Below are 21,268 nucleotides of genomic sequence, written 5' to 3'. Positions count from 1 at the left end.
TTGGGGTGCGCAACGTGAGCAGCCAGGCGATTCTCATCGGTGTCGATCTTGGTACCTCCAGCACCCGAGCCGTGGCTCTCGATGCCCAGGGCACCTTGCGTGGTGTCGCACGAGTGGGCGATGTGCCGATGGCGCGGCGGTCCGGGCAGGGCATGGTTCGGGAGGGGTTTCTCGACGCACCGCTGGCGGCCATCCGGCAAGCACTTGACGAAGCCCGGGCGAGCCCGGCGCAGGTATCCGGAATCGCATTGTGTGGGCAGATGGCCGGACTCTGCGCGGTGGATGCCATGGGTGACCCCGCTACTTCCTGCGATGCATGGCTCGACCTGTCCTGTGCCTCAAGCGTGGCCTTGTTACGGCCGCATGAGCGGCAGATCGTGGCGCGCTCGGGCAGCCAACTGATCGCCAGCCACGGTGCCAGGTGGCTGCAGATCCGCCAGCAACAGCCTGATCTCTACCGGCGCTTGTGCAAGCTGACGGTCCCTTGTGCCTTAGTGGCCGGACGGCTGTGTGGGCTGGCTGGGCAAGCGGCGTTCATGGATACCACTTGCCTGGGGTTCAACTGTTTTGCCGATGTTCCCTCCGGCGGCTGGAACCTTGACTTGGTCCGGGCCCTGGAGCTCGATCCTGCGCACCTGCCGCGCGTCGTGGAACCGTGGGAGCGGATCGGTGGTTTGAGCCGCGACATAGCCCAGGCGCTGGGTCTTCTTCAGGGTACGCCGGTCTTCGCCGGATGCGGTGATATCGCCGCGACCTTGCTCGGCAGTGGCGTGTCAGTGCCAGGGCAGCTCGTAGACATTGCGGGCACCGGCTCGGTGTTCTGCGCGGTACGTGGCGACTTCACCGTGGACGACCAGCACCACACATTGCTGACGCTGCGCCACTGCATACCGGGACTCTATTACAGCGCCGGCTACGTCGGTGGCGGCGGGTTGTGCTGTGACTGGTTGGAGTCGCTGCGGGGCGAAGCCCGCCCGCCTCAGGCTGTCAGCGCGGCATTGCGAGAACTCACCCGGGTGCCACCGTTGTTGTTCGTACCGCACATGGGCGGCCGTCATTTACCGTTGTCTGCGGATATGCGCGGAGCCTTTGTTGGCCTGACCTGGCAGCACGGCCTGGCCGACATGCAACGGGCGATGGTCGAGGCCACCGCCTTTGAGTACGCCAGTTTTCTGGAGGCCATGCTGGGTACCGGATTGAGGCCCGTCGAGGGCGGTGTGCTGGTGGTAGGCGGGGGAGCCTCGAGCGAGGTGTTCAACCAGGTCAAGGCCGACGTGCTAGGGCTGGCCTATCGTCGTCACGGGGTATTCGAGGCGGCGGCCCGGGGGGCGGCGCTGTTGGCTGGCCACGGAGCTGGGGTATTCACCGACCTGAACAAGGCTGCCGGACGGGTGGCGGGGCCGGTGAATGGGGTCACGTTGCCGGACAAAGCAAAGCACGGGTTGTACCAGCAACGGCGGGAGGTGTACGGCAGGATGCTGGAAGCACTCGGGCCGGTGTTCCGAGACATGGCCAGGCTGGCATCCCTGTAAACCGGTCTGCTGGCTTCATCGCGGTTGCAGGCTTTCTCGAACCCTCAATGTCCCACGGGCCTGAGCAGGTGGCGCGCAGGTGTTTCCAGTTCGTTGAAATAACGCACTGCGAAATCGACGAACGCCCGTACCCGCTGGGGCAGTTTCTTACCGCCCTCAGTCAGCAGATGGAAGCCGGTCGCTGGGCAGCTGAAATCCTCCAGCAACGGAACCAGCCGCTGTTCCTGAATATCTTCGGCAACCTCCCAGACAGACTTCCAGGCGATCCCCAGCCCTTGCAGCGCCCATTGGCGCAGGGTGAAGCCATCGTTGACCAGGCGATTACCCCGGACGTGCACCGAAAACGTTTCCCCGTCACGAGTGAAACGCCACTTGTCCTGGGGGAAATCCGCCTGCAGATGAATCAGGCAGTTGTGCTCCAGCAACTGCTCCGGGCACAGCGGCGCACCGTGGCGTGCCAGGTAATCCGGCGAGCAGCAGACAATGCGACGGTCACCGCCCAGCGAACGCGCGACCAGGGTACTGTCAGGCAGGTTGCCGTAGCGGATCGCGATGTCCGAGCCGGACTCGACGAAATCCAGCAAGCGGTCGGTGAAGAACAGCCGCACGGTGACATGGGGGTGTTCCTCGACGAAGGCGTCGACCAACTGGCTGACCCACTGGCGGCCCAGGTCGGTGGGGCAGGTAACGCCGATCGTGCCACGCAGTTGTGCACTCCCACCACGGATGACGCTGTCGAGCGCTTCCACGTCCTCCAGGATCTTCTGCGCCGCCTCGAACAGGTACAAGCCTTCGGCGGTGGGGCTCAACCCACGTGTGTTGCGCTTGAGCAGACGAAGACCATAGAACTCCTCCATCGACTTGAGGCGGCCGCTCATGGCTGCTGGTGAAAGGCCAAGCTGACGCCCAGCCATCGACAATGAACCGCTTTGTACCACCAGCCTGAACAGCCGTAGGTCCTGGAGCCTGTCTGCCATGGTGTCACCTCGTTGTCGTCATCGCGTGCCAGGGCATCATTTTTCACGCCTGCTTAAAGGTTGGCAATGTAATGGCTTGAAGGCGGCGAATACAGGGGAGGGCCTTTCAAGTTCTCTGAAAAGTCATTCCGGGAAAATCGAATACTTGTCAGGCAAGAACGCTCCTTAACATGGCAACAGGCTCAACGCTAAGAGGAGTTGAATGATGTCAGTTGCATCGAATCAAACCATCCACGGCAATCAGGATGTCGCCGATCTGTTTCGCAGCGCCATGGGGCGTTTCGCCTCATCGGTCACTTTGGTCACCACGGTCGACGAGCACTGCTGCCCGCACGGCCTGGCTGCCACAGCTTTCTCCTCGGTTTCGATGGATCCCGCCTCTGCGCTGGTCTGCGTCAACCGTAGTTCCAGTGCGTCACCCATTATCAAACGATCCGGCCTGTTCTGCGTGAACATGCTGCAGAAGGAGCATGAGGCCCTGTGCGCCATTTTCAGCAAGCCTGAACTGCGAGACCGGCGTTTCGTCGATGGCGACTGGGCGGTAGGCGTCAACGGGCTGCGCTACCTGGCCGACGCCCAGGCTTCGATCTTCTGCGAAGTCGTCCAGGAGGTGGAATACGGCTCTCACACCATCTTCATTGGCAATGTCGTGAACGTCATGACCCAGTCGCTGGAGTCGCCACTCGTGTACATGGGTGGGCGCTTCAGGGAATTGGCAGCCTGACTGCACTCAATGCTCGTACCCCTCAAATAAATACAAGAAGTGGTGTTCGTATGTATGGCTTCAGTTCCAAGGTGCGCCTGATGCCACCTTCATTCAAGCTCAACGCCCAGGCGTCGGGTATCACCGGTCCGTTGTTCGGCCTGGTTCTTCTGTGCGTGGTGCTCAGCCTGACCACCGACGCATTTCTCACCTTGAGCAACCTCCTCAATATCCTCGATCAGGTGACCGTGCTGGGCATCATGGCATTGGGCATGACACTGGTTATCCTGATCGGCGGAATCGATCTGTCAGTCGGGGCGGTGCTGGCCGTGTCGATCATGGTCATGAGTTGGGCCGAACACGTCATGGGTCTGCCCATGGGCCTGGCAATCGGCGCGGCACTGCTGACTGGTGCAGCCTGCGGCGGTGTCACTGCGATGCTGGTGGTGCGTGCCGGCCTGCCTTCGTTCATCGCCACGCTGGCAATGATGTCGGTTGCCCGTGGCCTGGCCTACATGGTTACCGACGGTACGCAGATCAGCGGCTTTCCGGAATGGTTCGGCAACCTTTCCATCATCCGCTACGCCGGCGTGGTGTCGCTGACGGTGGCCTGTTTCGTGGTTCTGGCCCTGCTGTTCTGGTTCGTGCTGCGCTTTACCGTGGCCGGGCGCAGCCTTTACGCCATCGGCGGCAGCGCCAAGGTGGCCAAGCTGTCGGGCATCCGGGTCAAGACCCATACCGCCATCGTCTACGTGATCTGCGGCATCACCGCCGCGCTGGGTGGGGTCATCCTCACTTCGCGCCTTGACACTGCCGGCGCCGGCGCCGGGGTCGGCTACGAACTGGATGTGATCGCCGCGGTGGTGATCGGCGGCGGCAGCCTCAAGGGCGGCGCTGGCAGCGTGGTCGGCACGCTGGTGGGCGTCCTGATCATCGGCGTACTGCGCAACGGCTTGAACCTGGCCGGCATCTCGCCCTTCGTCCAGCAAGTGATCATTGGTGCTGTCATTGCCGCTGCAGTGATGCTCGATGCCATGAAGCGAAAGACCGCGTAACCCCCCACATCAGCCTTTGACAATCAGAACAATTCTGGAGGCGTGTAATGAACGTTTTCTCTTCGCGCGTGCGCGTTTTTCTTGCCCTGTTGCTGCTGCCCGCCCTGGCCAGTGCTGAAGGCAAACCGCTGAAAGTCGGTATGTCGATCCCCAGCCTGCAATGGGAGTTCTACCTGATGGTGCGTGACGGCGTGCTGGAGCAGGCCGCCAAGGATGGCATCAAGGAGGTGCTGGTCGTTGACGCGCAGGCCGACGCCGCGCGTCAGGTCAGCCAGATCCAGGACTTGCTGAGCAAAGGTATCGACGTGCTGCTGTACACCGCGACCGGCTCTGCTGCCTCGGCGGTACCAGTACGCCTGGCCAAACAGCAGGGTGTACCGGTGGTGTGCGTCGATAACTTCCCGAAGAACGTCGAGTGTGATGCGTACGTCTCCACCGACAACACCGCTGCCGCCGCCGAGCTGGCGCGCCAGGTGGTGAAACTGACCGGTGGCAAGGCGCAGATCGGCCTGCTCCAGGGCACCCTTGGCGACACCACCGAGAAGACCCGCGCCGACGGCTTCGACGTCGAGCTGGCCAAGACCCCGGGCATGGTGATCATCGATCGCAAACCCACCGACTGGCTGCAGGACAACGGCTTCAAGGTGGCCCAGGACATGTTGCAGAAACATCCGCGGATCGATGTCTTCGTTGGCCGCTCGGATGCCCCGGCCCTGGGCGCCGCCCAGGCCGTGCGCGTGGCCAACGTGCAGCACAAGGTGTGGATTTTCGGCTACGACGGCCTGCGTCCCGCGCTGGAGGCGGTCCGTGACGGCAAGATGGACATGACCATCACCCAGCAAGCCGTGGAGATGGGCCGTATCGCCCTGCGCACTGCGCTTGCCCTCAAGGCTGGCGCGCCGGTGGAGAAGCATCAGGCGCTGCCCGCTTTCGTCACTACCCGCGAGAACGTCGAGACGTTCATCGCCCGCCACCCATGAGAAGGATGCCGAGCATGAAAATGGCAAGCACGCACGCGCCATTCTTCAGCGCCGACCAGTTGGGGATGTCATTCAATGGTATCGGTGTGCTGGAGAGCATCAGCCTGGAAATCGGCCGCGGTGAAGTGGTGGCGCTACTCGGCGAAAACGGCGCTGGCAAGTCCACGCTGTCGTCGATCATCGCCGGCTCCCTGTGCCCAAGCCGTGGCCGCATGACCCTCGAGGGCCAGCCCTATGCGCCGACCTGCCCGAAGGATGCCATCGCCCTGGGGGTGATCATGATCCACCAGGAAATTCAGCTGCTGCCTGAGCTGAGCGTGGCGGAGAACATCTTCCTTGGCCATCTGCCGACCCGCAATGGCGTAGTGGACCGCCCGCGTATGCGCCACGAGGCACAGGTGCAGCTCGAGCGCCTGGGCCTGGACATTTCGCCGGACACACTGGTACGCGAGCTGAGCATTGCCGCTCAGCAACTGGTGGAAATCGCCAAAGCCCTGACCCTGAACTCGCAGCTGCTGATCCTTGACGAGCCCACCGCTGCGCTGGGCGGGGAGGAGACTGAACGGCTGTTCGAGCAGATCGAGGCGCTCAAGCGCGAAGGCGTGTCGTTCATCTACATCAGCCACCGAATGGAAGAAATCGGCCGTATCGCCGACCGCATCGTGGTGATGCGGGACGGCCACCTGGTCGCCCATCACGCTCAAGCGGATGTTGAGGTGGGCGTGTTGGTGGCACAGATGGTCGGCCGTTCGATCGAGCGGCTGTTCCCGGTGATCGCAGCGCCCCTTGCCCGAGAAGTGTTGACGGTGCGTCACCTGACCTGCCGCAACCAGCGCTTTCAGGACATCTCGTTCTCGGTGCGCGCCGGTGAAGTTTTCGGCATCGCCGGTATGGTCGGCGCCGGGCGTAGCGAGGTGATCCGGGCCATTGCCGGGGTCGACCCGGTGGCCAGCGGCGAGGTGACAGTCGACGGTCAGGTCCTGCGTCTGGACGGTGTGCGCGGTTCGATTGACGCCGGCGTGGTGCTGGTGCCCGAGGACCGCAAGGCCGAAGGCGTGGTGTTGGACCATTCGATCGCCGAGAACCTGGCCTACTGCAACCTTGACCGCCTCGGTATTCGAGGGTTGCTGACGCGCAGCAGAATCGATGCTTTCGCCAGCGAGCGCATCGCCACGCTGGGCGTCAAGGGTGATCCGGGCAAGCCTCTGGACAAGCTTTCCGGCGGCAACCAGCAGAAGGTGGTGATCGCCAAATGGATCGCCCGTCAGCCCAAGGTGATCATCCTCGACGAGCCGACCCGTGGCATCGACATGGGGGCCCGCGCCGCGATCTACCAGTTGATCGCCGACCTCGCCGCCAGTGGCGCGGCCGTGGTGGTGGTGAGCTCGGACCTGGACGAGGTGATTGGCCTTTCCCACCGTGTGATGGTCATGGCCCGTGGCAGTTGCCAGGGCATTCTCGACGGTGAGCAAGTCGCACCGCAGCAGATCATGGCCCTGGCGACTGCCTGAGGAGTGCCGATGGACGTTATCGAATACCAGCACCTTCCCGAGACGCCGTTCGAGAGCCTGCTGGACCTGCGCGGCCAAGTGGCCGTGATCACCGGCGGCAGCTCTGGTATCGGCCTGGACATTTCCCGGCGCCTGGCCCAGGCGGGTGCTCGCGTGGTGATCGGCAGTCTGGCCCGCGAACGCACCGATGAACTGGTGGACGAAGGCTTGGACGTGCACTTCGTCGCTACCGATGTCAGTTGCCGTGAGCAACTCGAACGGCTCGCGGCCGAAGCGAGCGGGCAGGGCAGGCTGCGCATCTGGGTGAATAACGCTGGCATCTACCCACTCAAGTCCATCGACGAGGTGGACGAGGGCTTTTGGGATCGCATGCAGGCAATCAATACCCGCGCCGCTTTTTTCGGCGCCCAGTGCGCCCAGGCACAGATCCGCCGACACGGGGAGGGCGGCAGCATCATCAACCTGTCCTCGGTATGCGGCCATCGACCGATGGCCAACCATGTGACCTATGACACCAGCAAAGGAGCGATCCTGGCCATGACGCGCAGCCTGGCCAAGGACCTGAGTCGTCATGGCATCCGGGTCAACTCCATCTCGCCCGGGCTGACCGCAACACCGGGCAACCTGGAACCTGAATTGTTCCGCCAGCACCAGCACAACCGCGTTCTTGAAAACATCCCGCTGGGCCGCCCCGGGGAGCCATACGAAATCGCCAACGTGGCGTTGTTCCTGGCCTCACCCCTGGCCTCTTACCTCACCGGCACTGACATCACGGTCGACGGCGGTTGGCTGCTGCACGGCAGCTGACGCCCTCGCCCCACCGCCAAGGCGCCCGTGTGGGTGTCTGGGCACGCTATCGCCTGATAAAGGAGAACCACCATGAAACTCGCGATGTTCATGCAGCCTCTGCACCACAAGGGCTGGGACTACCATGAAATGTACGACCAGGACATTGCCTGTGTCGTCCACGCCGATCAGGTCGGCTACGACGAAATGTGGATCGGTGAGCACACCTCACAGCGTACCGAGCCGATTACCAACGCCCTGCAGTTCATGTCCGCACTCATCCCGCTGACTCAGCGCATCAAGCTGTGCACCGGCGTGCTCAACCTGCCGCACCACCACCCGGCGCGCATTGCCGCCGACGCTGCCATGTTCGACCACATGAGCCGTGGCCGCTTCATCATGGGGATCGGCCCAGGGGGGTTGGCCTCCGACTTTGAAGTCTATGGCAGTAACGGCAAGGACCGTGGCCGGATGATGGTCGAGTGCTACGAGATGATCCGCAAGATCTGGAGCAGCAATGCGCCCTACCAGTTCTCTGGCGAGTTCTTCGACGTTTCGCTGGTGAATACCGTCAATCATGAGCTGGAGATCGGCTATATGCCCAAGCCGTTCCAGCATCCGTTCCCGCGCCCTGCCACCACCGCCATGAGCCCGTTCTCCGGCACTGCGAAACTGGCCGGCAGCAAGGACTGGGACCTGATGTCCGCGAACTTCAACCCGACCGCCACGGTCGCGTCGCACTGGCAGGCTTACCTCAAGGGGGCCGAGGAGGCCGGCCACCAGGCCGACCCGCGCAACTGGCGAGTGGCGCGCTCGGTGTTCGTCGCGGACTCCAGGGCCCAGGCCGAGGACTACCTGGCCGACCCGAACTGCACCCTGCGGCGTTACTTCGAGTACATGATCGATAACCTCGCCAGCAACAACTACATGCAGATCTTCAAGACCCGCCCTGACATGACGGATGCCGAGGTCACCGTCGATCACTGCATCCGCGAGATGGTGATCTACGGGGATGCCGACAGCGTGGTCGATCAATTGGTCGCCTTCAGCGAGCGGACCGGCCCGTTCGGCACCCTGATGACCACGTTCCACGAATGGGATGACGAGGCCTTGTGGCGCCGTTCGATGGAACTGACCGCCCGTGAAGTGATGCCACGACTGAGCCGTTACATGCAGCCGCGTCTCGATGCGGCAATGGCCGTCAGCGCCTGACCGGCGCCTTCTGACAGACTACCGATCCAAGGTGCAACATGACCCTAGCAGTTGATCCGAGCAACACCGATGAGTACGCCCTCACGCCCACCGAGCTGGCACGCTTGCGCGAGAAGGCGCAGTTCATCCGTCTGGAAACCATCCGCCTCATCGAGATCGCCAAGGTTGGCCATTACACGTCGGTGTTTTCCGCCGCCGAGCTGTTCGCCGCGCTGTACTACGACGTGATGTCCCTGCGGCATGGCGAGCCCAAGTGGCCGCTGCGCGACCGCTTCATGATGGGCAAGGGCCACGCCGCCGTGGGCCTGTTCCCGGTGTTGGTGGAGTGGGGCTTCTTCGACAAGGAGATCCTCGATGGCTACACCCGCCTGGGCAACCCGCTGGGCGACCACCCGGACATGCGCAAGGTGCCGGGTGTCGATTTCTCCTCCGGCTCCATTGGCCACGCGCTATCGGGCGGGCTGGGCATGGCGATGGCCGGGCGTATGCTCGGCCAGGACTTCACCACTTTCGTCATGCTCGGCGACGGTGAGATGCAGGAAGGCCAGGTATGGGAGGCGGCCATGGCTGCCTCGCATCACAAGGTCGGCAGCCTGGTGGCAATCGTCGACCGCAATGGTTTCCAGCTTGACGGCAGCGTCGACGACGTCATCGGTGTCGAGCCGCTGGCCGACAAGTGGCGCGCGTTCGGTTGGGATGTCCATGACGTCGATGGCCACGACCTGGCCGCGCTGACCCCACTGTTGCGCCGCATCAAGGCCGAGAAGGGCCGCGAGAAGCCGGTGTGCATCATTGCCCAGACCCTCAAGGGCAAAGGTGTCTCGTACATGGAGACCGAGCCGGGTTGGCACCTGGGTTATCTGGACCCTGAAGACGCGCAGCGCGCCATCGACGAAATCAAGAGCAAGGTGATCTGACCATGAATACTGCACCCCTTTCCCCCAATTCCTGGCAGTACCGTGCCCTCAATACCCAGACGCCTGGCCTGGACGCGCTGTCCGATGCGTTGCTGGCCCTGGTCGAGCAGGGCGAGCCGGTGGTCGCGGGTACCGCGGACCTTCAGTACTCCAACGGCCTGGCCAAGTTCGCTCAGCACTACCCGGAGCGCTTCGTGCAGTTCGGTATTTCCGAGCAGAACATGGTGTCGTGCGCAGCCGGCATGGCTGCGGTCGGTATGAAACCGTTCGTGGCCACCTTTGCCTCGTTCCTGCCGCTCCTGTGCTGCGAGCAGATTCGCATGGATGTCGCCTACTCGGCGCTACCGGTGCGCCTGATCGGCCACCACGCCGGGATATCCCTGGGCTTCTATGGAACCTCGCACCATGCCACCGAAGACCTGGCGATCATGCGCGCGATTGCTGACATCACCATCGTCGCACCGGCCGATGCCAACCAGCTCAAGGCTGCGATCAAGGCTTCGGCCAATCACCCGCAGCCGATCTACTTCCGCATCCAGCGCGGGCGAGACCCGGTGGTGTACGAAGAAGAACCTGTGTTCGAGTTCGGCAAGGCCACCACGCTGCTTACCGGTGACGAGCTGACCATCATCGCCACAGGCTCGACCGTGCATCCAGCGCTGCAGGCGGCCAAGGCACTGAATGCCCAGGGTCGTTCGGTGGGGGTACTGGACATGACCACGGTCAAACCGCTGGATGTGGACGCTGTGCTGCGCGTGGCGCGCCAGAGCCGGGCGATCCTGACCGTCGAGGAGCACAACATCATCGGCGGCCTGGGGGGCGCCGTGTGCGAGGTGATCGCCGAGGCTGGCATCGGTACGCGCATCCGCCGTCATGGCATCTATGACGAGTACAGCCTGATCGCGCCGCCCACCCACCTCTACCGTCACTACAGGCTGGATGCCGAAGGCGTCGAGAGTGTGGCGCGAGAGTTGATCGACTGACCTGAAGCCCAGGGCCAGCACGCTCCCGCAACGATTGCCACGACCGTTGCAGGGGCGTGCTGGCCACACCCGACAGGGCTTGCCCTGCTATCCCCCAGATCTTGCCCGAATAAAACAACAAGAGTGCAAGGCCATGACCCTTTCCTCCGACTGACGTCCCTTACAGACCCTCAATAAACGATTTTCGCCGCGATCGTGCGGCGGGTGAGCGCGTGTCTGACGTCCTCGCCACGGACAGCCGTCGCCCGCAGAAAACTGATCGCCCGCAACAAAACAACAACAAAGCGGAGCACCACCATGAAACTGAAGTTCCTCACCACCCTTGCCGGGGTGTCCCTGGCTACCGTCGTATCGCCGGCCTATTCCCTGGAGTTCACCGGCTACTTCCGAACCGGCGTCGGCGGCGCCTCCAGTGGCGGCAGCCAGAGCTGCTTTCAGCTTCCCGGCTCACCTTCGAAGTACCGCTTGGGCAACGAGTGCGAACAGCTTGCCGAACTGCAATTGGCTCAAGACCTGATCAAGCCTGGCGACGGCTCGACCCTGAGTGTGGAGGGTATGGCCCAGCTGTTCGCTGGCTATGGCCACAGTCCACAGTTCACCGGCGAGCACGGCTATTCCCGGATGGTGCAGATGTACGCCCAGTGGCGTGACATGCCGGTACTCAACGGTGGTGCGTTCTGGGCCGGCCGGCGCTACTACCGACGCAACGACATTCACATCTCCGACTATTTCTATTGGAACCAGAGCGCCACAGGCTTCGGATTTGACCAAGTGGCCATTGGCGACCTCACGTACAGCTACGTTTTCTCGCGCAAGGACAACCTGTTCCAGGAACCCTACATCAACCGCCACGATTTCAATGTCGGTGGCTTCAAGAGCAACTCGGGGGGAGAGTTGGAGTTCGGCCTGAGTTATCTGCAACGACCCGACAGCCGCGACGCCCACAGCGGGTGGTCAGTGGCAGCGCAGCACAAGCAGAAGGGTTTTCTCGGCGGGCTGAACACGTTCGCCCTGCAGTACGGCCGTGGGCCCGGCACCGCCCTGGGCTACACCGGTGATCCTGCCCTGGACAACGGCAACCAGAGCTGGCGCGCGGTAGAGTACTTTGACTGGCAACTGACGCCGCGTTTCGGCGGGCAGTTCCAGGTGGTCTACCAGAAGGACCGCCGTCCTGATGGAAATGACCAGGACTGGCTGTCGCTGGGGGTGCGCCCCGTGTATGCGTTCAGCGAGCAGTTCAAGCTGATCACGGAGCTTGGCCGCGACCAGATCGATGCCCCGGGCGGCACACGCACGTTGACCAAGTTCACCGTCGCTCCCACGTGGTCACCGGCAGGGCCGGGCTTCTGGCAGCGACCGGAGATACGCCTTTACTACACCCATGCGCGCTGGAACCAGGCAGCTCAGCGTGCCGCCAATGAGCTTGCAGCGGGCTCGGCGCTGTCTGAAAGCGGAGCTTTCGGCAATGCGCTGCATGGCAGTAACTTCGGGGTGCAGGTGGAGTATTGGTGGAAGTGAGGCGCTAGTGTGGCGGGTGCGGGGTGACCTGCACCCGCCTGTTTGCCTCCGAGGGGGGGACTGACTGAACCGCTTGGCTTACCAATGCACGCTGGTAGAGCGCAACCACTGGTGAATCGACTCACGCTTGGGCAGCCAGCCGAGCAGATGCCGCGCGTTTACCGCCCGTACGCGGCTGTTCGAGCCAATCGCAAAGCGTGCCCAGTCACCCAGCTCGGCAATCGCCTCGTCCGCCGGCCAGCTCTCGATACGCCCTTCGAAGCCCAGTGCATGGCTGATGGAAGTCGCGATCTCGAGGAACGAAGCCTCGCCGTTTTCCGCAAAGAACAACGACGCCGAAGGTGCTTTTTCCAATGCCAGTCGATACAGCTCGGCAAGGTCCTCGATGTGTACGTTGGACCACCGGTGTACGCCTGCGCCCAGGTAAGCGCCAGCGCTGAACTGACGCGACTTGGCCAGCAGCTTGGGCAACTGGTCGCTGGCGGTCGGCAGGCCCAGTGCATCGCCGTAGATCATGGTCGGGCAGAACACGATGGCGCGGATGCCCAGTTCCACGCCGGCATTGCGCACTCGCTGGTTGATCGCTACACGGTCGCGACGAATGTCCATCGGCTCGAACGGCGTCTCGTCGGTGAAGATCGCCTCCCGTTCGTAGGCACCGCGCGCGTCGTCGCCGACCACGCTGGAGCCGGAGGTGTGGATGAACGGTTTACCGCTGCCGCGCAGGGCGTTGATGAAGGTCTCGACGCTGGCCCGGTGGTCGGAGTCGGCGGTGTGTACCACGGCGTCGGCGGCCTGGGCCTGCTGGGTGAGGATGTAGGTGTCATCCAGGGTGCCCAGCACTGGGGTGATGCCCAGGGCTTGCAGGGCATCGCGTTTGGCAGGGTCGCGGATCAGCCCGGTGACTTCGTGCCCGGCGTCTGCCAGGTACTTGGCTACCGAACCACCGATGTAGCCCGAAGCGCCGGTAATGAAGATTTTCATCGTGGACCTTTCTTGTTGATGAGTGGAGGGAAGCAATCTGGATTGCAGCCCTACGGTAAGAACTTGCCGAAGGCGCGACCAGTCGCTGACCACGCACAACTCTTGTGACGTCGATTCGTATCAACGTTTGCTGAATTGTGTTTGCACGGGAAGTGAATACGGCTGTCGCGCCGATTCGTAATAGATTCCTGGCAAGAACAACTACAAAAGGTACGACATCATGGATTACCAACTGACCGGCAAGAATGTTCTGATCACCGGCGGCGCCACCGGTATTGGCAGGGCCATTGCCCAGTGTTTCCTGGACGAAGGCGCCAATGTGGTCGTCAGTGGGCTGACCGAGGCAATGGTCGCCGAAGCGTGCGAAGCCCTCGGCCCCCGCAGCAGCGGTCTCGCCGGCGATCTGACCCAACCTGGGGTTGCCGAGCGCCTTGTCGAGCAGGCGCGGCGCAACGGCCCGATCGATTACCTGATCAACGGTGTCGGCATCTTCGAGGTGCGCGACTTCTTCGAGACCGACGACACGCAGTGGTTTCATTACTTCGATGTGAACGTCATGACGGCGGTGCGCATGACGCGCCTGGTGCTGGCCGACATGCTGGCCGCGGGACAGGGCTCGGTGGTGTTCATCAGCAGCGAGTCGGGGGTCAAGCCGCAGCCCTGGATGGTCCACTACGGTGCCATGAAGTCTTGCCTGCTGGGAATATCCCGTGCCTTGGCCGAACTGACCAAGGGCAGCGCGGTGCGGGTCAACAGCATCCTGCCGGGGCCCACCAGCACTGAGGCGGTGCGCCGTTACCATGCCGAGATCGCCGAGGAAAAGGGCATCAGCCCGCAGCAGGTGGTGGCTGATTACTTCGACCAGACCGAACCCACCTCGTTGATCCGTCGCATGATCGAGCCGGAGGAGGTGGCCCGCAGTGTGGTGCACCTGGCCGCATCGCCCGCGCTCAATGGCATGGCAATGCGGGTGGAGGGCGGGACTATTCGCAGCATACTTTGATCGCGGTTGCGGCCTGTTGCGGAGCGACTCGGTCAGCGCCGATCAGCAGGTCGCCATGGTCACTTTCCGGCGCCACAGCAACCAGGTCAGCGGCAGGTTCACCAGCACGGCGGCAGCCACACCAGCCCAGGGGGTCATCGCCAGCTCGCCGTTTTCCACCAGCACGCTACCTGCCCGTTCGCCCAGGGTGATGCCCAGGTTGAATGCCGAGATGTTCAATCCCGAGGCGAAGTCTACTGCCGTGGGTGTATGCAACCGGGCGGTGGACAACATGCCGGTCTGGAACGCGGGCGTCATGCCGAAGGCAACGATGCCCCAGACGAACAGGGTGATGACCATCAGGACTTTGTACTGCAGCGACAGCGCCAGTGCTACCAACGTCAGGGCCAATACGCCGAACAGCAGGCGCAGGGTACGTTCCCATCCCAGGCTATCGGACAACCGGCCACCCAGCAGGTTGCCGATCATGGTCGCCACACCGAACACCAGTAGCAGCACACTGGCGCTGCTGGCCGAGAACCCGGTGATGTCTGTCAGGATTGGCGTTATGAAGGTGAATGCCGAGAAGCTCGCACCGAAGCCAAGGACAGTGACCGACATCATCGCCCAGATCGCCGGGCTGCGCAGTGCAGCCAACTGCCCCAGGGCATTGCCGGCTTTGCTGGCCGGCGCTCGCGGCAACCAGACGGCGGTGGCCAGCAGCGCAATCAGGGCCAGCAACGCCACAGCATGGAACGGCAGGCGCCAGTCGAAGGCGTTGCCAAGGTAGCTGCCCAGCGGCACACCGATGACCATCGCCAGTGTCAGGCCGGCGAACATCACGGCAATTGCCTTGCTGGCCTGGCCCTCTCGTGCCAGACCGGCGGCCACGGTAGCGCCGATGGCGAAGAAGCTGCCGTGCGCCAGCGCGGTGATGATGCGCCCCAGCAACAAAACAGGGTAATTCGGCGCCAGGGCCGAGACCAGGTTCCCCAGCAGAAACACGCCGATCAGCATCATCAGCACGGTTTTTTTCGGGAAACGGCCCAGGCCGATGACGATCAACGGCGTGCCGATGGCCAAGGCCAGGGCATACAACCCAACCAGGCTGCCGGCGCTGGCGAGGGAAATGGAAAAGGCTGTGGAGATCGACGGCAGAATGCCGACGATGATGAATTCGGCGACGCCGATTGCGAAGGCGGTGATCGCCAGGGTGAGGATGCCGGGATGCAGCCCGGTGCTGAATCTGCTCATGCTCAGTACTCCGGATTCAAGATCGCAAGACGAAAAGGTGCCTTCGCCGGAGTTCTGGTTCTTGTGCGGGCGGGGGAGGCGGCCGGGCTGGAGGTTATGGTTGTGGCCCGGTGAGACGCATGGATCTGGCGTCAACGGCCGCTACTGTGCGGGATGAGGTGGAGGATGAGTATCCAGTGGGCTGGCACATCATTTGTGAGTGTGATTCACACAAGGGAAATTGGCTCATGTGTCATATGCCGCCAGGCCCTCGATTGAGCAACTGCCCCCGGCGTGAGCCAGTGGGAGACGCGAGCTCCGCAATGTCGCGTTTTGCCTCGATCACTCCCCACGCACCTTCTTGCGAAAGTCCCCCGGCGACTGCCCGGTCCATTTCCTGAACGCCTTGCGAAAGTTGGCCGCGTCGGAAAAGCCGACCTGGGCGGCCAGGTCGTCCATGGGCATGTCGCTCTGCTGCAGGAACTCGATGGCCAGGGCGCAGCGGACTTCGTCCAGGACGCTCTGATAGGTGCGCTGATGCTCGGACAGGCGTCGGTGCAAGGTGCGCGTCGACATGTTCAGGGTCGCGGCCACGGCGTCGATCCCCGGGAAGCGTCCGCTGCGACTGAGGCAGGCCAGGCGCACCGACTCGATCAGGTCGCATTCCTGCGGAAGGTTGGCAATCAGTTCCTGGCAGAACCCCGTCGACATCGCCGAGGTGATGGGGTTGGCGTTCGGACAGGGCTGTTCCAGCACCGCGGCATCGAAGCGCAATTCCATCACGCCGCTGTCGAATTCCACCGGGCAGCGAAAGACCTCTTCGTAGCGTCGCCAGTAGGCCGGTGCGGAGTAGGGCAGCAGTAGCCGCAGCGCGGGAAACGGCTTTTCCAGAACGCACTCGACCAGCGTGTGGATCGAGGCGAACCAGAACTCCGTCGCCAGGGGCATCAGCTCGCCCAGGGGGTAGAAACCCTGGGCGGCGAATGCGCCTTCAGCACCGTCCTGGCGAAAGGATTTCTCGAACACCGGACCCAGCAGGCGAATGTGCCGGATACCGAATTCGACGGCCTGGCCGAAGGTTTCACTGCTCAGCAAGGCGTAGCCGAGGATGCCGAAATCGCTGATGCGTTGCCGCGCGCCGGCGCGCAGACCGCTGTCGGCATGGGTGGCCAGGCGGCGCATGTTGGCGAAGATCGCCATCTTCTGGCGGTGCGAGATCCGCGTCTCGGGATCTCGCAGGTGTGCCAGCGACAGCTCGGTGCCGCTCAGCAATTCCTCCGCGTTCAGGCCCTGTGCCTGCAGTTCCGCGGCCAGGGCCGGCACGCCGAGCAGGTTGTGCCGTGGCACGTCTTCGGGCTTTCCGTATGAACCGACGATCAACCGTGTCACCCGACGACCTCCCTTTCAGCGATGGCGGAAATTAACCCGCACATTGGCACGTTGCAACCTCCCGCCAGACGACCCCGCGCCTCAGCATCGACAGCCGTAGTACCCCTGAACAATAACAACAAATTCCGAGGCCACTATGAAATCCATGTTCGCCCCAGCGCTGGCGACTTCCCTGATTCTGCTGCCGGCAGGCGTGCACGCCAGCGAGTCCGAACCGCGCAACGCCGTGCGCATCGGCTATGCCGACATGCAGTTCAACACCGACTCCGCCGACATGACCGGCATGCCCGGCACCACCCCCGCCCATGTCCAGTCCGTGGTCCGCGACAGCGGCACCGTGGCGCTGGTCTACGAGCGCCATCTCAGCGGGCCCTGGTCCCTGGTGCTGCAGGCCGGCGCGCCGCCGGTCATCGATTTCGACGGTGCGGGTGTCGCCGCGCCACTGGGCAAGGTCGGCAGCGCCCGGGCCTGGTTTCCCGCCCTGCTGCTGGCCTACAACTTCGAGGTGCTGGGCGTGGCGCCCTACGTGGCACTCGGCGTCAATTACACCTGGTTCAGCGAAGAGAAGATGACCCGCGCCTACACCACGGCCTTCGGCGGAACGTCCAGTTCCTCCCACCTGGATGACTCGTGGGGCGCGGTGGCCAAGGTCGGCGTGGATATCCCCCTGGCCGAGCACTGGAGCGTCGGCTTCGCCTACACGCGCTACTGGATCGACACCACCGCCACCATCAGGACCCAGACCCCGGGGCTGGGCGAGGTCAAGCGCAAGATCGATATCGAGGCCAATCCGGACGTGTATTCGTTCACCGTCGGCTATCGCTTCTGACCCAGCCCCTGTCTCTCTCAAGCGCCTGCACGCGCACACCGAATCACACCCGGAAGGAAGCATCATGAACGATCTGTCACACGCCCAGGACGCTCAGGAAATCGAGCGCATGCAACGGCTGCTGCAGCGCCAGCGCCAGGCGTTCAACGCCCACCCTTATCCCGCGCAGCGCGTCCGCCTGGACAATCTCAAGCGCCTGATCGGCGCGTTGCGCCGTTACCAGCAGCCCATCGTCGACGCCCTCGAAGCCGACTTCGGCGGGCGCGCGGCATTCGAAACCCTGCAGATCGAAGTCCTCGGCACGATCCTTCAGGCCCGCCACGCCATGGCCCATCTGCGGCGCTGGATGAAGACCGAGCGACGCAAGACCGAGCTGCTGTTCTTCGGCAACCGCGCCTGGGTCCAGTACCAGCCCAAGGGCGTGGTGGGTATCGTCGGGACCTGGAACTTCCCGTTCTACCTGACCCTGGGCCCGCTGATCGCCGCGCTGGCCGCCGGCAACCGGGCGATGATCAAGGTCTCGGAATATTCCCCGCGCAGCCGCCAGGTGCTGCAGCAGATGCTCGCCGAGGTCTTCGACGAAGACCAGGTCGCGGTGTTTGGCGGCGAGCTGGCCAGTGCCCAGGCGTTCACCCGCTTGCCCTTCGATCACCTGGTGTACACCGGCGCGCCGCAGGTCGGGCGCCAGGTGATGCAGGCCGCTGCCGAGCACCTGGTACCGGTGACGCTGGAGCTGGGCGGCAAGTCGCCGGTGCTGGTCGGTGAGGACGCCGATCTGGACGAGGTCGCCGCGCGCGTGGCCCACGGCAAGAGCTTCAACGCCGGCCAGGTGTGCGTGTCGCCCGACTATGTGCTGGTTGCCGAAGGCCAGGCCGGGCTGTTCGCCGAGGCGGTCAGGCGCGCGTTCGAGCGTTTGCATCCAGACCCGGTCGGCAGCCCGGACTACACCTGCATCATCAACGAACGTCAGGCCCAGCGGCTGCAGGCGCTGCTCGACGATGCCCGGGACAAGGGCGCGCAGGTGCTGTCGTGCCGGGGCTCGGGGGTATCCTCGCGGCGCTTGCCGTTGCAGGTGATCACCGGTGTGACCGAGGCGATGCGCGTGGCCCGCGAGGAAATCTTCGGTCCGCTGCTGCCGGTTCTCGAATACCGCGATCTCGACGAGGCGATCGCCTATATCCAGGCGCGGCCACGACCGCTGGCGCTGTATCCCTTCGGCCTGAGTCCCGAGCAGACCCGGCGCGTGCTGGAGCGGACCCACAGCGGCGGGGTGACCCTGGGCGACTGGACCTGGCACGTCCTGCAGCACGACCTGCCGTTCGGCGGCGTGGGCAATTCGGGCATGGGCTCGTACCACGGCGAGGAGGGTTTCCGCAGCCTGTCCCACGGCAAGGCGGTGTTCAAGCGTCAGCGCTGGTTCCCCATCCAGCTGTTCTATCCGCCCTACGGTCGCTGGGTGCAGCGCCTGGTCCTGCGCGTCTATCTGGGCAAGCCGCGCTGACTCAGGATTCCACATCGGTCAGGAAGCAGGCGTCTTCGTCGCCGCGCAGCACATAGCCCTGGTAGAGATTGTCGATGTCCAGCGCCTTGAAGCTGTCGGCGAGGAAGTCGAGCAGCACCCGCACCGACTGGGGTATCCCGCGCCTGGAGGGCAGCAGGGCGTGGATCACCCCGCCCCGCGGGACCCAATCGGCGAGCAGGGGGCTGAGCAGGCCGTTGTGGATGTCCTTGAACACCACCAGCCTGGGCAGTTGCACGATGCCGCCGCCCTCCAGGGCGACCCGGCGCAGGGTGATCATGTCGTCGGTGACCAGGCGCGGCGTGTGCCGCACCGTGGCCTGCACGCCGCCGGGGCCTTCCATGTTCCACACCGACTGACCGGAGCAGGGCGGCAGGCTCAGGCTGGGGAAGCGGCCCAGGTCGGCCAGGCTGTGCGCCGGCCCCAGGCGTTCGAGCAGCCTGGGACTGGCGACCAGCGCCTGCGGACTGTACGACAGCCGTTTCATGATCAGGCCGCTGTCCTCCAGGGGTTGGAATCCGACCCACAGCGCGATGTCGAAACCTTCGCGCAGCGGATCGACCTGGCGGTTGGTGCTCTCCAGATGGACCTCCACCTCGGGATGGCGATCGAGGAAGCGCGCGATCATCCCGGCCACGAGGAAGTTGAGCAGGGCCGTCGGGCAGGCGATGCGCACCAGCCCGCGAGGCGCGGCCTGGTTGTCGTCGATCAGGGCCTGCGCGGCCTGCGCGCCGTCGAGCATGTTCAGGCAATGCTGGTAGTACTCCATGCCCAGGTCCGACACGGCGAACTGACGGGTGGAGCGGTTGATCAGGCGTACACCGAGGCGGTCTTCCAGGGCCGCGAGGTGCCGGCTCAGTCGCGACTTGGGGATGTCCAGTGCCCGGCTCGCCGCGGCGATGCCCTGGTGTTCGACGATCTGGACGAAGAAGTACAGCTCGTTGAGGTCATACATGGTTCAGCGTTCCATCTGTGCAATGGTCATTTCCGATCCGGCGTCTACCGGCTCATCCGGGAGGCGTCTATGTTGGCAGCCGCCAGGTTGGCCACGGCCTGCCTGGCTTTCTTTCAGTAGTGCGACAGTGAGGTGTGATATGAGCAAGAAAATGCTGGTTGTGCTGACCAGCGTGCCCAAGTATCCGAACCTGGAGCGCGCCACCGGCCTCTGGCTTGGAGAGGCCGTGCATTTCGTCAAGGTGGTCGAGGCGGCGGGTTACCAGGTCGACTACGTGAGTCCCAAGGGCGGCTATACCCCGATCGACCCGCATAGCCTGGCCATGGCCGACGCCACCGACTGGCAGTGGTACCAGAACAGCGACTTCATGAGCCGCCTGGGCGCCACGCTCAAGCCCGAACAGGTCGACCCGCGGAACTATGCGGCGATCTACTACGCCGGTGGTCACGGCGTGGTCTGGGATTTCCCCGACAACCAGGAACTGCAGGCGATCAGCCGCGGCATCTACGAAAACGGTGGCATCGTTTCCTCCGTCTGTCACGGCGCGGTAGGGCTGCTGAACATCCGGCTGTCCGATGGCACCCTGCTGATCGATGGCAAGGAGGTCACCGGCTTCTCCAACGCCGAAGAGCGCCTGGCCGAGCTGGACCAGTACATGCCGTACCTGACCGAGGACGAAATCGTCAAACGCGGCGCGGTGTACACCAAGGCCGCCGAGCCATGGGCCGCCTACGCCGTGGCTGACCAGCGGGTGATCACTGGGCAGAACCCGGCCTCCGGGGCCGCGGTGGCCGAGCTGGTGCTCAAGGAACTGGCCGGCTAGCGCCGCCTGGCGCCACCCCATCGCTGCCACGCACGGCATGGGGTGGCTGATGTCCCTCCGGAGTTCGATGACCATGTCCACCTCTCTCTGCGTAACGGCCAGCTTCAGCATCAGGCCGGGTACGTTCGATGCCACACGCACCATCCTCGCCGAGCTCAGCGAACGCACCCGGGAAGAACCGGGTTGTCTTGAGTATGGCTATTACCAATCCCTCGACGATCCGCTGCGTTTCTGCTCCTTCGAGGTCTGGCGCAGCGCGGCGGAAGAGGCCGCGCACTGGCAGACCGCGCACCTGCGTCTGGCGCTGGAGCAGGTGGCGCCGCTGCTGCACGGCAGCCCCACGGTGACGCGCGCGCTGCGGATCGCCTGAAGCCGCGGCG

Annotated in this window: 21 protein-coding genes; 15 read left to right on the top strand and 6 right to left on the bottom strand. The window is 63.9% G+C overall.

Annotated features, from left to right (window positions below; all coding sequences use genetic code 11):
* Positions 1 to 14 precede the first annotated feature (14 nt).
* Positions 15 to 1,532 carry a xylulokinase gene (locus CHB99_RS16615; RefSeq protein WP_167335871.1) on the top strand — a complete coding sequence of 506 codons (1,518 nt, stop codon included), beginning with the start codon at positions 15 to 17 and terminating at the stop codon, positions 1,530 to 1,532.
* 44 nt (positions 1,533 to 1,576) lie between these two features.
* Here CHB99_RS16615 and CHB99_RS16610 read toward each other — a convergent pair whose 3' ends face one another.
* Complete coding sequence (locus CHB99_RS16610; RefSeq protein WP_042126319.1) at positions 1,577 to 2,509, bottom strand: LysR family transcriptional regulator; 933 nt, start codon at positions 2,507 to 2,509, stop codon at positions 1,577 to 1,579.
* 205 nt (positions 2,510 to 2,714) lie between these two features.
* Here CHB99_RS16610 and CHB99_RS16605 point away from each other — a divergent pair, with 205 nt between their 5' ends.
* From CHB99_RS16605 to CHB99_RS16570, 8 genes are all read left to right on the top strand, one after another.
* A complete protein-coding gene (locus CHB99_RS16605; RefSeq protein ID WP_042126321.1) occupies positions 2,715 to 3,233 on the top strand; it encodes a flavin reductase family protein in 519 nt (172 codons plus the stop codon).
* Between the two features lie 80 nt (positions 3,234 to 3,313).
* Positions 3,314 to 4,267: an ABC transporter permease gene (locus CHB99_RS16600; RefSeq protein ID WP_042126395.1), complete on the top strand. Its 954-nt coding sequence runs from the start codon at positions 3,314 to 3,316 to the stop codon at positions 4,265 to 4,267.
* Positions 4,268 to 4,314: 47 nt separating this feature from the next.
* On the top strand, positions 4,315 to 5,247 hold the full coding sequence (locus tag CHB99_RS16595) for a sugar ABC transporter substrate-binding protein (RefSeq protein WP_052419467.1): 933 nt from the start codon (positions 4,315 to 4,317) through the stop codon (positions 5,245 to 5,247).
* A gap of 14 nt (positions 5,248 to 5,261) precedes the next feature.
* Positions 5,262 to 6,758: a sugar ABC transporter ATP-binding protein gene (locus CHB99_RS16590; RefSeq protein ID WP_042126323.1), complete on the top strand. Its 1,497-nt coding sequence runs from the start codon at positions 5,262 to 5,264 to the stop codon at positions 6,756 to 6,758.
* Positions 6,759 to 6,767: 9 nt separating this feature from the next.
* Positions 6,768 to 7,565 carry an SDR family NAD(P)-dependent oxidoreductase gene (locus CHB99_RS16585; protein WP_052419468.1) on the top strand — a complete coding sequence of 266 codons (798 nt, stop codon included), beginning with the start codon at positions 6,768 to 6,770 and terminating at the stop codon, positions 7,563 to 7,565.
* Between the two features lie 72 nt (positions 7,566 to 7,637).
* Positions 7,638 to 8,756 (top strand): LLM class flavin-dependent oxidoreductase, encoded by a 1,119-nt coding sequence (locus CHB99_RS16580; protein ID WP_042126325.1) that lies wholly within the window; start codon positions 7,638 to 7,640, stop codon positions 8,754 to 8,756.
* Positions 8,757 to 8,794: 38 nt separating this feature from the next.
* The gene (locus CHB99_RS16575) at positions 8,795 to 9,673 is read left to right on the top strand and encodes a transketolase (RefSeq protein ID WP_042126327.1); all 879 of its coding nucleotides are present in this window, start codon (positions 8,795 to 8,797) and stop codon (positions 9,671 to 9,673) included.
* Positions 9,674 to 9,675: 2 nt separating this feature from the next.
* Complete coding sequence (locus tag CHB99_RS16570; RefSeq protein WP_042126329.1) at positions 9,676 to 10,656, top strand: transketolase family protein; 981 nt, start codon at positions 9,676 to 9,678, stop codon at positions 10,654 to 10,656.
* A 170-nt stretch (positions 10,657 to 10,826) separates the two neighbouring features.
* Here CHB99_RS16570 and CHB99_RS30345 read toward each other — a convergent pair whose 3' ends face one another.
* Positions 10,827 to 10,955: a hypothetical protein gene (locus CHB99_RS30345; RefSeq protein WP_281177155.1), complete on the bottom strand. Its 129-nt coding sequence runs from the start codon at positions 10,953 to 10,955 to the stop codon at positions 10,827 to 10,829.
* Between CHB99_RS30345 and CHB99_RS16565 the strand changes: the two genes are divergently transcribed.
* Positions 10,954 to 12,174: a maltoporin gene (locus tag CHB99_RS16565; protein WP_042126331.1), complete on the top strand. Its 1,221-nt coding sequence runs from the start codon at positions 10,954 to 10,956 to the stop codon at positions 12,172 to 12,174. The genes CHB99_RS30345 and CHB99_RS16565 overlap by 2 nt on opposite strands.
* Before the next feature lie 78 nt (positions 12,175 to 12,252).
* On the opposite strand, the gene CHB99_RS16560 is transcribed toward CHB99_RS16565, so the two are convergent.
* Positions 12,253 to 13,158, bottom strand: coding sequence for an NAD-dependent epimerase/dehydratase family protein (locus CHB99_RS16560; RefSeq protein ID WP_042126333.1), 906 nt, complete (start codon positions 13,156 to 13,158; stop codon positions 12,253 to 12,255).
* A 220-nt stretch (positions 13,159 to 13,378) separates the two neighbouring features.
* Between CHB99_RS16560 and CHB99_RS16555 the strand changes: the two genes are divergently transcribed.
* Positions 13,379 to 14,161 (top strand): SDR family NAD(P)-dependent oxidoreductase, encoded by a 783-nt coding sequence (locus CHB99_RS16555; RefSeq protein WP_042126335.1) that lies wholly within the window; start codon positions 13,379 to 13,381, stop codon positions 14,159 to 14,161.
* A gap of 42 nt (positions 14,162 to 14,203) precedes the next feature.
* On the opposite strand, the gene CHB99_RS16550 is transcribed toward CHB99_RS16555, so the two are convergent.
* Positions 14,204 to 15,394 carry an MFS transporter gene (locus CHB99_RS16550; RefSeq protein WP_042126338.1) on the bottom strand — a complete coding sequence of 397 codons (1,191 nt, stop codon included), beginning with the start codon at positions 15,392 to 15,394 and terminating at the stop codon, positions 14,204 to 14,206.
* Positions 15,395 to 15,715: 321 nt separating this feature from the next.
* Positions 15,716 to 16,720 carry an AraC family transcriptional regulator gene (locus CHB99_RS16545; protein WP_167335872.1) on the bottom strand — a complete coding sequence of 335 codons (1,005 nt, stop codon included), beginning with the start codon at positions 16,718 to 16,720 and terminating at the stop codon, positions 15,716 to 15,718.
* 178 nt (positions 16,721 to 16,898) lie between these two features.
* Here CHB99_RS16545 and CHB99_RS16540 point away from each other — a divergent pair, with 178 nt between their 5' ends.
* Entirely contained in the window at positions 16,899 to 17,591 is a 693-nt protein-coding gene (locus tag CHB99_RS16540; RefSeq protein WP_042126342.1) for an OmpW/AlkL family protein, read from the top strand.
* Between the two features lie 64 nt (positions 17,592 to 17,655).
* A complete protein-coding gene (locus tag CHB99_RS16535) occupies positions 17,656 to 19,092 on the top strand; it encodes a coniferyl aldehyde dehydrogenase (protein ID WP_042126344.1) in 1,437 nt (478 codons plus the stop codon).
* 1 nt (position 19,093) lies between these two features.
* Here CHB99_RS16535 and CHB99_RS16530 read toward each other — a convergent pair whose 3' ends face one another.
* Positions 19,094 to 20,065, bottom strand: coding sequence for a LysR substrate-binding domain-containing protein (locus tag CHB99_RS16530; RefSeq protein ID WP_042126346.1), 972 nt, complete (start codon positions 20,063 to 20,065; stop codon positions 19,094 to 19,096).
* A gap of 139 nt (positions 20,066 to 20,204) precedes the next feature.
* On the opposite strand from CHB99_RS16530, the gene CHB99_RS16525 reads away from it, so the two are divergent.
* Together CHB99_RS16525 and CHB99_RS16520 are read left to right on the top strand one after the other, a co-directional pair.
* On the top strand, positions 20,205 to 20,888 hold the full coding sequence (locus CHB99_RS16525) for a type 1 glutamine amidotransferase domain-containing protein (protein ID WP_042126348.1): 684 nt from the start codon (positions 20,205 to 20,207) through the stop codon (positions 20,886 to 20,888).
* A gap of 73 nt (positions 20,889 to 20,961) precedes the next feature.
* Positions 20,962 to 21,258 carry a putative quinol monooxygenase gene (locus tag CHB99_RS16520; RefSeq protein WP_089266575.1) on the top strand — a complete coding sequence of 99 codons (297 nt, stop codon included), beginning with the start codon at positions 20,962 to 20,964 and terminating at the stop codon, positions 21,256 to 21,258.
* The last annotated feature ends 10 nt before the right edge of the window (positions 21,259 to 21,268 follow it).

It is taken from the genome of Pseudomonas japonica, from assembly GCF_900188455.1.
GTDB classification, from domain to species: Bacteria; Pseudomonadota; Gammaproteobacteria; order Pseudomonadales; family Pseudomonadaceae; genus Aquipseudomonas; species Aquipseudomonas japonica.
The sequence above is the reverse complement of the archived record's forward strand: the minus strand, read 5'-3'. Positions and strand labels throughout refer to the sequence as shown.